The sequence below is a fragment of the Roseateles sp. P5_E1 genome (assembly GCF_054049335.1).
In genome coordinates, this window is sequence record NZ_JBFUMN010000058.1 from 19927 (window position 1) to 32422 (window position 12496).

Annotated in this window: 4 protein-coding genes; all 4 read left to right on the forward strand. The window is 71.6% G+C overall.

Features of this window, described 5'->3' with window-relative positions:
• Positions 1-111: 111 nt before the first annotated feature.
• Positions 112-1188 carry a hypothetical protein gene (locus ACXJKJ_RS25945; protein ID WP_457393615.1) on the forward strand — a complete coding sequence of 359 codons (1077 nt, stop codon included), beginning with the start codon at positions 112-114 and terminating at the stop codon, positions 1186-1188.
• A gap of 16 nt (positions 1189-1204) precedes the next feature.
• On the forward strand, positions 1205-2209 hold the full coding sequence (locus ACXJKJ_RS25950) for a PEP-CTERM sorting domain-containing protein (protein WP_457356107.1): 1005 nt from the start codon (positions 1205-1207) through the stop codon (positions 2207-2209).
• 145 nt (positions 2210-2354) lie between these two features.
• Entirely contained in the window at positions 2355-3959 is a 1605-nt protein-coding gene (locus tag ACXJKJ_RS25955; protein WP_457393617.1) for a ShlB/FhaC/HecB family hemolysin secretion/activation protein, read from the forward strand.
• A gap of 5 nt (positions 3960-3964) precedes the next feature.
• Positions 3965-12496 (forward strand): two-partner secretion domain-containing protein (locus ACXJKJ_RS25960; RefSeq protein ID WP_457393618.1); only part of this gene is annotated, 8532 nt, incomplete at its 3' end.

The window sequence follows — 12496 nt, forward strand, 5'->3', positions numbered from 1 at the left end:
TTCCTTTGTCCCTGCTCGGCCTGGGTCATGGACTGAATGGATCAGGGCCCAGGACTTTGCCGCTTCATCTGCTGTCCCCACACTGCCGCCATCCGTCTCCCCTCGACACCTATGAACACCGCCCTCACCTCCTGGCGCAAGGGTTGCGCAAGCGCCTTGCTGCTGTGCGCCTGCGGCCTGTCCGGCGCCACCATCAAGACCGCCACCGACTTCGAGCTGGTGCTGACCGTGCTCGACCAGACCAACGCCAAGATGAGCTACACGCTCGATCTCGGCATCGGCGCCAACGACTTCTGGGTGAACGCCCAGCAGGACTCGGGCGCCTCGCTGTTCAGGACCATCGACCCGGCCAGCGATGCCGCCTTCGGCGCCTTCCTCGCCCAGGCCAACCTGAGCACCACGCGTTGGATGGTGACGGGCGTTTACTCGGCGCCGCTGCCCGAACTCGCGGTGATCTACGCCACCCAGACCAACAACGGCTTGCTCGCAGACCAACGGAAGTATTTCGACAAGTTCCATGGCAACGATTCGTCTGACCTGTTCGGCAACATGGGTAGCTTGTTCAACTACGCCACGGCGCTGAACACGGCCGTCACCGGCGGGGCCATCGTGCAGAGCACCCACAACACGCCCGGGAACGGCAGCGCCCTGGCGAGCAAGAACGCCGGCAACACCTCCACCTATGCGTCCAAGGCGACCGGCTTCTCCGCCGATGGCGGCGGTGGATCCAACGACGGTGACTGCCTCATCTCGGGCGCCTACTGCGTCGGCAACCCACTCGGCGTCTCGTCGTGGTTCTACAAGATCACACCCGCTCTCGTCGAGGGATCGGTGGACTCCGCCCCCGTGGTCATCGACGAATTCGACAACCTGAGCGCCGACGGCTATTGGGGCCTCATCAAGGATCCCAGCAGCAACAAATACATCCTCAGCTACACCCTCACTGGCTCCAACCCCAAGAGTCTGGTGAGCACCGATGCGGGCCTCAATCGGCTCTCGTTCACCGACTACAGCGCGCAGAGCGGCGTCGCAAGGTTGATCAGCATCGCGGCGGACGACGTCGCCTTGCAGATCGGCAATTCGATCAGTGCCGTGCCGGAGCTGGATAGCTGGGCCTTGATGTCGTTGGGCCTGTTGGGCGTTGGCGCCGCCGCGCGCCGCGCCAGCCGCCCCAGGTGCAGCATCTGAACTGAAAGAGCTGGCGATGTTCACAATCTTCAGCCGCCGCGTCGGTGCAGGCTTGGCCTGTGCCGGCTTGGCCGCGCTCTCGCTCAACGCTCACGCCGTCGTCCGCAGCGACGACAGCCCGGAACTGGTTTTCGTGCTTTGGGATCCGGTGACTAAGGTGTCCTACACCCGCGATCTCGGCCTCGACGCCAACAAGTTCTGGGCCTACGCGCAACAGGATGCGGGCTACACCTACGACTACAAGCTCGATGCCACAGACCCCGCCCTGGTCGCCTTCCGCGCGGCGTCTGCGACGACCGCAAACCAGCGGTGGGCCGTGTTCGCCTTCGACTCAGGACCATCGTTGGCGACGCCTGGAGACACCAAGGCTTACACAACACTCACCCAGGGGCCGAGCGACGGCACGATCAACCCCAACTGGACTGACATGAACAACGCGGCGTCCGGCGACATCATGTTCGCGGCCCGTGAGATGCCGAACCGCCTCTACTTGGGCCTCAACTTCAATGGCGCCGACACCAGCCAATACATCCGCACAAGCGGCGACAACGCGACCAGCTTCGACAAGGAAGCCTCAAAAGGGTATTTCGCGGGCAATAGCGGGTTCTCGACGAAGGGCGGCGGCGGTAGCGGTAGCTATCTGAGTGGCGTTTACAACGTCGCCAACCAAGTAAACCAATCTTCCTGGTTCTATTACCTGACCAATGCCACCGGCAGCGGACAGGTCGTCGTTGATGAATTCGACAATCTCAGCAGCAACGGCTACTGGGGTCTGGCACTGGGGACGGACAACCTCTATCGCCTGAGCTTCACGCAGGCAGCAGCGAAGTCAGGCACGAGCAGCGCGACGACAGACGTCGGGGTCCAGCGCGTATCCAACACGGACTACGCCGCCGATGCCGGCTCGGCCCGGCTGCTCAATTACAGCAGCGCAGTCAGCGCCGTTCCGGAACCCGGCAGTTGGGCTTTGCTGAGTCTCGGCCTTGTAGGCCTCGCTGCGCGCATACGTTCCCGCCGCTGATCCACCCCGCGGCGTGATCCATTCGGCTCACGCCACTTCATCGCCGGTTCACCGCGAACCGGAACACTGAACCCATTCGCTCCAGAGAGCCGGCCCGCCACAGCGCGGGTCGGGCGCCGTCGTGTTGAACCGAGTATTGATTGGCATGTTGATGGCGCTCGCGCCGCTGCTGTCCGGGGCGCAAGGCGCGCCGGAGGCAGCGCCGCGCTTTGACATCCTCGAGTTCGAGGTCGAGGGCAACAGCGTGCTGCCCGACACCGTCGTCGAGAAGGCCGTCATGCCCTTCATGGGCCCGCAGCGCAATCTCGACGACGCCGAGGCCGCGCGCGCCGCGCTGGAGAAGGCCTACCAGTCGGCCGGCTACCTGACCGTCTTTGTCGACCTGCCCGAGCAGCGCATCGACGGCGGCGTTGTGCGGCTCAAGGTCATCGAGGGCCGCATCGAACGCCTGGCCGTCACCGGCGCACGCTATTTCGACCAGGGCCAGATCCGCCAGCGCGTCGCCGAGCTGGCTCCCGGCAACGTGCCCAACTTCAACGAGGTCCAGCGCCAGCTCGGCAGTGTCAACACCACGGAGGAGCGCCGCGTCCAACCCATCCTGCGCCCGGGTCGTCTGCCCGGCACGGTGGAAGCCGAACTGCAGGTCCAGGACAAGCTGCCCCTGTCAGGCACGCTCGAGGCCAGCAACGCCAACAACGCCAACACGACGGCCGAGCGCGTGACCGGCAGCCTGCGCTACGACAACCTCTGGCAGCTCGGCCACAGCATCGGCCTGACGCTGACCACCGCGCCCACGCAGCCGGCCCAGACCACCGTCGCCGTGCTGACCTACGGCCTGCCGCTGCAGGGCGGCGACAGTCTGAGCTTTTACGGCGTGCACTCCAATAGCAATGTCGAGGTGCTCGGCGGCACCAAGGTGGTTGGCAAGGGCGACACCGTCGGCCTGCGCTATGGCATCAACCTCGGTGCCACCGAACGCGGCAACCAGAGCCTGGCCCTGGGCCTCGACTACCGCGACGTACAGGAGCAGATCCGCCTTGGCGAGCTGAGCATCAGCAAACCGCTGCGCTACATGCCGCTGCAGGCCGCCTACACCGGCAACTGGGCCGAGCCGCGGCGCCAGCTTCAGGCCAACCTGGCCCTGTCGGTGGGTCTGCGCCCGTTGCTGGCGCGGCGCATTGACGGCTGCGAATTGGAAGACGGCAGCATCGGCAACGACGACCAGTTCCGCTGCAAGCGCAAAGGCGCCGACGGCGGCTTCGCCACGCTGCGCTGGGACCTGCGCCACACCGAGGTCTTCGACGCCTTCAGCCTCGTCGGTCGCGTGGCCGGCCAGTTGGCGTCCCAGCAGCTCAGCAGCGCGGAGCAGTTCACGCTGGGCGGTGCGGACACGGTGCGCGGCTACTACGAGGGTGCGGCCGCCGGCGACCACGGCCTGCTCGCATCGCTGGAGCTGCGCAGCGCCAACCTCGCGGCCTGGCTACAGCGCCATCACGCCGGTTCGCCGGCGCTGGAGGACCTCGGCGAGCTGAGCCTGCTCGCTTTCGTCGATGCCGGCCGGCTGCAGACCATCAACCCCGACCCCGGCCAGAACCGCCGCCAGCCCCTGCTCGGCGCCGGCGTCGGCGTGCACTTCGCCAGCCGCAGCGGGGTCAATCTCGACTTCCAGGTCGCCGAGGCCCACAAGGCCGTCGCCGGTGCTCCCAAACCGGGCCGCCGCGTGCATGCGCGCATGGCCGTGAAGTTCTGAACGCCATGGCCCGCCCGCTGACTCTGCATCCCCTCGTCGTCGCACTCGCGGCGGCTATGCCCTGGCCGGCCGACGCGCAGACCAAGCCCGCTGCCGCCACCGTGCCCAAGGCCACCGCCAGCGGCTGGCGCGTCTATGGCAACGGCGGCGTCGCCCCCGTCGTGACGGCCAACGACCGCGGCGGCCAGGACATGAGCGTGCTGCAGACCAGCCAACGCGCCATCTACAACTGGGCCAGCTTCAACATCGGCGAGGCCAGCTCGGTCACCTTCGACATGCCGGCCGGCGGCGCCAGCGCGCTCAACCGCATCCACGACGCCAACGCCAGCCTCATCTACGGCAGCCTCAAGGCCACCAACGGCGGCGAGCTCATTCTCTACAACCGCAACGGCCTGCTGTTCGGCGCGGGCGCCCAGGTCAATGTGGGCAGCCTCATCGCCACCACGCTGAGCCCGCGCGACGAGGACTTCAAGGTCGGTTTCGGCAACAACGTGCTCGGGCCCGACCCGGCTTTCCGCTACAGCTTCGACCCCGAGAACAGCGCCACGCTGTTCGACAAAAGCTTCGTGCGCGTCGACGCCGGCGCGGCCCTGGCCAGCGCCGAGGGCGGCCGCATCTTCCTGTTTGCCAAGCAGGTCGACAACGCCGGCAAGCTCACGACGCCCGGTGGCCAGGCCGTGCTCGCCGCCGGCGCCGAGGCCTATCTGCGCCTGCCCACCGACGCGCCTATCGAGCAGAAGGTCTACGCCTCCGAATCCAATCCCGCCGTGCCGGCCCTGCGCGGCCTGCTTGTCGAGGTGGGCCGGGCCGAACTCGGCAGCGCCGGCGACGGCAAGGTCAGCAACGCCGCCAGCGGCGAGATCACGACCGCGCGCGGCAACACTACGCTGGTGGGCATGGCCGTCAACCAGTTCGGCCGCATCTCGGCCACGACCAGCGTGTCCCAGAACGGCTCGGTGCTGCTGCTGGCCCAGGGCGGCACCCAGCCCCTGCCGCCGTCCGACCCGCAGTACAAGCGCGCCCGCGCCGGCGGCCAATTGGTGCTGGGGGCCAACAGCGAGATCACGATCAAGCCCGAGGACGTCGGCGCCGACGGCAAGCCGCTGACTTCCGACGCCAACGCCGGCTTCACGGCCTCGCGCCTGGCGCTGTCGGGCGCCGACATCCAGTTGCAGGCCGGCGCCAGCATCGTCGCCCCCGGCGCCCAGGCCACCGTGCGCGCCACCAGCACGCCCGCGTACGACACGGCGCCCGGCGTCGGCCAGACCTTCAACCCCGATGGCGGGCGGCTGAGCATCGCCGCCGGCGCCCGCATCGACCTGTCCGGCACGACGGACACGACGGTCAGCGTCGAGCGCTACTTCGTGACCACCGAGCTGCTCGGCAGCAACGACCTGAAGGACGCGCCGCTGCAGAAGAGCGGCCTGCTCTACCGCAACAAGGTCACGCTGGATGTGCGCGCCGCATCCGACATCCTGGGCGACCTGGCCAGCTACCGCAACGGCCTGCAGCGCAGCGCCAGCGAGCGCCTGGCGGCCGGCGGCACGCTCAGCATCGTGTCGGGCGGCACGGTCAGCGTCGCATCCGGCGCTACGCTCGACGTCAGCGGCGGCCGCGTGAACGTCAGCGAGGCCATCGTGCGCCCGACGCTGCTGAGCGCCGAGAACGGCCAGGTCTACACGCTGAATACGGCGCCCAAGGACCAGGTCTATGCTGGCATCAGCAATGCCTTCGCGAACAAGAGCGCGTGGAACCGCAATGGCGCGACCGTCGCCTTCGGCCTCTCCGGCAGCTCGCGCACCGAGGCCGGCTATGTCGAGGGCAGCGACGCCGGCAGCATCAGCATCATTGCGCCACGCCTGAGCCTGCTGGGCGACCTCAGCGGCGCCAGCACCCAGGGCCGCCGCCAGCTGCTCGGCCTGGACGCCCGTGCGGGCCTCGGCAGCCTGAGCCTGGGCGCGCCGCGCCATGGCGGCGACTTCGGCTCGACGACCTATGACGGCGCCGTGCTGCAAAGCCTCGCCATCAAGGCCCGCGCCAGCGATGCCGGCGCCGAGCTGTCGCTGGCCCAGCTCGAACAGGGCGGCTTCGGCCGCATCCAGATCGCGACGCTCGGCGACCTGGAACTGCCCGCCGGCGCCAGCCTCACCCTGCCCGTGCTGGGCAGCCTGGAGCTGGACTCGCAGAACGGCCGCGTGAGCCTGGACAGTTCCATCCGCCTGCCCGGCGGCAGTCTGCTCGCACGCAGCCTGGACGGCGGCATCGAGGTCGGTGCCGGCGTGAACCTCGACGCCTCGGGCACCTGGACCAATGCGCTGCTGGACGCCGGCGTCGGCTCGGCCGCAGGGACCGGCGGCGGCAGCATCCAGCTCAGCAGCCGCGGCGCCGTCAGCACGGCGGCGGGGTCGGTGCTGGATGTCTCGGGCGGTGCCTGGGCGGATGCGAACGGCACCGTGCGTGGCGGCACCGGCGGCAGCCTGGTGCTGGCGGCCGGCACGGCCGGCTTGACCGATGACGCCGACCAACGCCGCCTCACCCTTGCCGGCAGCTTGCGCGGCTACTCGATGCAGCGCGGCGCCACGCTGTCGCTGACGACCCAGCACATCGCCATCAGCAGCGACAAGGCCGCCGATCTCACACTCGATGGCGACTTCTTCAATCAGGGCGGCTTCGCCAGCTTTGCGCTGGAAGGTCGGCAAACCCTCGATCTCGGCGCCGCCACCCGCATCGCGCCCGTCGTCACGACCTGGATCCCGGCCTCCGATGCGATCAACGTCGCGACCGGTGGTGCGGCGGCCTCGGCCATGCAGGTCGGACAGGCCAGCAACAGCCAGCCGCCGGTCGTCAATCTGAGCCTGCGCGCCACCAGCCTGACCGCGGCGGCAGGGTCCAGCATCGTGCTGCGCCCCCAGGCCAGCCTGCAGCTGAGCGCCAGCACGGCGCTGGCCTGGAACGGCCAGGTCAAGGCACCCGGCGGGTCGGTCAGCTTCGCGGTGTCACGCAGCAGCGGCAGCGGCGACGAGCTCATCCCGCAATACCTGTGGCTGGGTTCGCAAAGCCTCATCGACGTGAGCGGCACGACGCTGGTCACGCCCAGCAGCGACGGGCTGACCCGCGGCCAGGTGCTGGCCGGCGGCAATGTCAGCGCAACGGTGAGCGGCAATCTGGCCGGCAGCCTGATCTGGCAGCAGGGCGCGCAGATCAAGCTCGATGGCGCCAGCGGCGAGCTGGACGTTTCGCTGCGCGAGGCCGGTGCCGTCAAGACCTCGCGCCAGACGCTGGCCAGCAGCGGCGGCGGCCTGGCCTTCAGCGGCAATGGCGCCCTGGTGCTGGAGGGTCAGTTCAGCGCCAGCGGCGGCGATGCGACGCAACCTGGAGGTCGCCTGGCCGTCAGCCTGACCTCCGGCGCCCACGACACCGCCGGCGCCCTGCCACCGGTGCGCCAGCTGCAGCTGACCGCCCAGGCCGGCCAGACGAGCGCTGCGCTGCGCCCCCAGGACCTGGCCGCACCGAACAAGCTGGACAGCGCCAGCGCCTCGATCTCGGCCGCCCAGATCACCGCCGGCCATGCGGCCGATTTGGTCCTGGCCGCGCAGGACGGCCTGCGCATTGCCGACGGCGTGAGCCTCACCCTGGACCGCAGCCTGACGCTGGACACGCCCCGCATCGCGATGGATGGCGCCGCGAGCGCTTCGCTGACCGCCGCCAACCTGAGCTGGCGCAACCAGCAGACGCGGCCGCAGGCCATCGGCAACCAACTGCGCGAGCTGCCCACCGCGCAGGGCGGCGACGCCACGCTGAGCCTTACCGGCAACAGCCTCGTGCTGGCCGACCGCCTGGCCACCCAAGGCGTCGGCCACCTGACGGCCACGGCCCAGCAGGACCTGCGCCTGCAAAGCGCCGCCATCGGTGACGCCGACCGCGCCGGCCTGCTACTGACCCAGGCCGACCTGCAGCTGCACGCCGCCCAGATTTACCCGGCCACCGACACACCCTTCACCATCGATGCCAGCGGCCACCGCGTCAGCATCGCGGCGACGAACAAGCCGGCCGACCAGCCCGCCAGCGCGGGTGGCCAGCTGACCATCAAGGCCGTACAGATCGAGCAGGCCGGCGTGCTGCGCGCGCCCTTCGGCAGTATCAGCCTGCAGGCCAGCGAGCAGCTCACGCTCAAACCCGGCAGCGAGACCTCGGTCAGCAGCGCCGGCCAGACCCTGCTGTATGGCCAGTTCAACGGCGACAGCTGGTCGCCACCCAGCAATGCTGCACGCGACACCGCCTCCCAGCTCAAGTTGACGGCGCCGCTGGCCAAGACCGTTGTGCTCGAAGCGCCAAGTCTGGACCTGCAGGCCGGCGCTGTCGTCGACCTCAGCGGCGGCGGCGAATTGAAGGGCTGGCAATTCGTGCCCGGCCCCGGCGGCTCCAGGGACGCCTTCACCGGCAGCGACGGCGCCTTTGCGTTGCTGCCCGGCCGCAAGCTGCAAGGCATGTGGGACCCGTCGCTCGCCACCTCCACGCCCGTGCCGGGTCGCGAGATCATCATCGGCGAGGGCGCCGCCTTGCCCGCCGGCCGCTACACGCTGCTGCCGGCCCGTTACGCGGTGCTGGACGGCGCCTATCTGATCCGCCCGGCCAGCGGCACACCCGCGGCCCTGGGCACGGCCGTCACCCAGGCCGACGGCAGCCAGCTCATCGGTGCGCGCTTGGCCGACGCCGGCACGCCGCTGCAGGCCGCCCTGCCAGGCAGCTGGACGCTGGAGACCTCGGCCCAGGCCCGCAAGCGTGCCGAGATCCGCCTCACCGACTTTGACGTCCAGTTCGCCACCAACGCGGCCAAGGCCGGCGCCCTGGTGCCGGCCGGCGCTCGCGACGCCGGCCGCCTGGTGCTGGCCGGCCAGCAGATGAACCTGGAGGCGACGCTGCGCAGTGCCGTCGGCAGCCTGCAGCAGGACGCCAGCGCCGCCGTGCCCGGCCGGGGTGCCGAGGTCTACATCGCCGCGGAGCGGATCCAGGTCGGCGGCCAGCTCGCCACCGGCGACAGCCGCACCCTGCTGCTCAACCCCACCCAGCTAGCCGAACTGGACGTGCAGAACCTGGTGCTCGGCGCCCGCCCCACTGGCACCGCAGCCGACGCGCTGGCACTCGACGTTCAGGCCCGCGAACTGCGCGTCGCCGCCGGCACGGTGCTGTCGGCCCATGACCTGACCCTGGCCGCGCGCGACACGCTGACGCTGGAGTCCGGCAGCACGCTCGCCGCTCCGGCCCCGGCCACGCCGCTGGCCTCTTCTAACCCCTGGCAATACCGCGTCGACGGCGACGGCGCCGCGGTGCGCGTCAGCAGCAATGCCCAGGCCGAACTGCTGCGCAGCACGCCGCAGGCCTTCAGCGGTCGGCTGGTCGTCGGCGACCAGGTCAACTTCACCGCCGCAGGCGGCGCCCTCGCGCTGGACAGCTCGGGCCAGGCACGCCTGGGCAGCGGCTTGGCGCTGCAGGCTGCGACCCTGGCCCTGGGCGCCGGCGGCCTCGATCTCGGCGGCGCGGGAACGGACCCGCAGCGCCTGCGCATCGACCCGAGCTGGCTCACCGGCCTGGGCAGCAACGCCGACCTGACGCTGCGCAGCTACACCAGCATCGACCTCGCCGCTGGCGACAGCCTCGGCGGCGTGCAACCCGGCAAGCTGACGCTGGACGCGCCGCTGCTGCGCGCGCCCACCGCCGGCGAAGCCGTCGTGCGCGCCGGCCAGCTCGTGCTCGGCAACCGCAGCGGCATCGCACCCACCCTCGGCGCCAGCCGCGGCGGGCAGTTGACGCTGCAGGCCACGCAAGACCTGACGCTGGCCGGCGGTGCCCGGGCCAGCGTCGCCGCCACGACGAACTGGCAGGCCGGCCAGGCGCTGTGGCTGCAGGGCGCCGGCCAGTTCTCGGCCCTGGGCGACCTGAACCTCGGCGCCGCGCTGATCGGCAATGCCGGCGGCGCCGACACCCGCCTGCGCGCCAGCGGCGCGTTGCGTCTGGTCAGCACTACCACCCCCGGCGCTGCGGTCATCGCCCGGCAGCAGGCGGGCGGCCGGCTGGCCGTCGAGGCCGCCAGCATCGAACAGGCCAGCCGCATCGAGCTGCGTGGCGGCCGCGTCGACCTCACCAGCACCGGCCTGCTGCATACCGCGGCGAACTCCATCGTCAGCGTGGCCGGCCAGACCGTCCAGGTCGCCGGCCAGACGGTCGCCCTGCCCGCAGGCAGCCTGTCGCTGCAAAGCATGGCCGGCAACCTTGCCGTGGATGCAGGCTCCGCGCTCGACGTCTCCGGCATCGGTGGCGGCGATGGCGGCCGGCTCAGCCTGTCGGCCGCGCAAGGCCGCATCGAGCTGGGCGGCGCGTTGCGCGGCGCAGGTGCCAGCCTCGCCATCGACAGCCGCGACGCGATCGACTTGACGGCGCTGGCCGCGCGCCTGGCGCCCGGCGAATTCGGCCAGTCCATCAGCGTGCGCAACCGCCTGGGTGCGCAGCAACTCGCTGCGGGCACCACGCTGGTCGCCAGCGAAGTGCGCCTCGTCAGCGATGCCGGCCGCCTCGACATTGCCGGCGTGCTGGACGCCAGCAGCACGCGCGGCGACGCCGGCAGCCTGGTGCTCGCGGCCGGTGAAGACCTGACCCTGCACGCCGGCGCGGCCCTGCTCGCCTCCAGCCGCACCGGCCAGGGCGGAGAGATCGAGCTCCACAGCAGCACTGGCCAGATCGATCTCGCCGAGGGCTCCCGCATCGCCACCCATGGCGCCAGCGCCGCCCAGGGTGGCGGCCTGCTGCTGCGCGCCTCTCGCGACGGCCTGGCTAGCGATGGCAGCGGCATCGGCATCGGCAGCGACATCAAAATCAAGCCCATCGGCGCCCAGCTCAGCGGCGTCTCGCTGGTCGACGTCGAAGCTGCCAAGGTCTACCGCGACGTGACCGAGATCGGCGTCGGCAGCGCGCCGTCGGCTGCTCCGGCTCCCGCACCCACGCCGGCACCGGCGCCCAGCCCGGCCCCGACACCTTCACCCACACCAGCCCCCACGCCCGCGCCGGCGCCCTCACCCCAGGTGCCGCCGGCCGACAACGACAGCACGCGCAGCAAGCTGCCGCCGGCGCCACCGCTTCCGGCCGGCGCCCTGCCGGCCGCCCAGGCCCTGGCCGATGCGGCCAGCCCCACCCAACCCTCGGCCGGCAATGGCGACACCACCACGCGCGACCAGCTGCCCGACGGCTCGGCCGCCCCGGTCCCCGCCCCGTCGCCTATGCCGACGCCCCCCGCGCCATCGCCAACCCCCGTGCCCGGCCCCGTCCCCGGCAGCTTCGGCACCGCCTTCGTCGACCACGAGAGCCGCGCCTTCCTCGACGCCAACGCCGAAGCCATCTCGCAGCGCCTGAGTGCCCTGCAGCCCAGCCAGGCGCCGGGCAGTCTGCAGCCGCGCATGCGCGTGCACGCCGGCGCCGAGTTGCGGTCCAGCGGCGACATGCACCTGACCGCCGACTGGAACCTGCCGCTGCTCGTCAAGGCCGACCGCGAGGCCATGCCGCACGCCGGCGAGACCTCGGTCACGCTGCGCGCGGCCGGCAACCTGACGGTCGACCACGGCCTCAGCGCCGGCTTCCAGTCGCCCAACAACAGCGCCGGCACGCCGCTGGACGACTGGGTCGCCGTCAGCGCCCGCGCCGGCAGCCTTCGGCTGGTGGCCGGCGCCGACCTCACCTCCGCCGACCTGCTGGCCACGCGCGCCGATGCCCTCGGCAGCAAGCTCACCATCGGCCGCGCCGCCACCGGCAACGAAGCCCCGCCGACCGTGCCGGTGCGCTCGACCACCGGCGACATCCGCATCGCATCAGCGGGCGACGTGGTGCTGTCCAACACCGGCGCCAAGGTCTACACGACCGGCCACCCGGTGTCGAGCCAGGAGGCCGAGAACCTCGACGCCCTGCCCAGCCCGCCGCGCCCCCCGGCACCGGCGCCCACGCCGCCCGCCCCGAGCCCCGCGCCCGCGCCGTCACCTGGACCTTCGCCATCCCCAGGGCCCTCGCCCTCACCCTCGCCCTCGCCGTCACCTTCACCGGCTCCGGGTCCCGGTCCCAATCCGCCGCCGCCCGCGCCGGTGCCCAGCCCCGCTCCGGCGCCCGTCCCCAGCGTGCCCTCCAACGGCAACGGTGACACCACCAAGGACCATCTGCCTCCGGCTCYGCCCGTAAGCCCGCCCGCACCCACGCCCGTGCCGACGGAACCCTCGGCCGGCAACGGGGACGGCACGACGCACGACCAGTTGCCACCTCCGCCGCAGGTGGTGCCGGGCCACACGCCCGGCCCCTCGCCGGCCCCCCCCCCCCCCCCCCCCCCGCCCCCCCCCCCCCCCCCCCCCCCCCCCCCCCCCCCCCCCCCCCCCCCCCCCCCCCCCCCCCCCCCCCCCCCCCCCCCCCCCCCCCCCCCCCCCCCCCCCCCCCCCCCCCCCCCCCCCCCCCCCCCCCCCCCCCCCCCCCCCCCCCCCCCCCCCCCCCCCCCCCCCCCCCCCCCC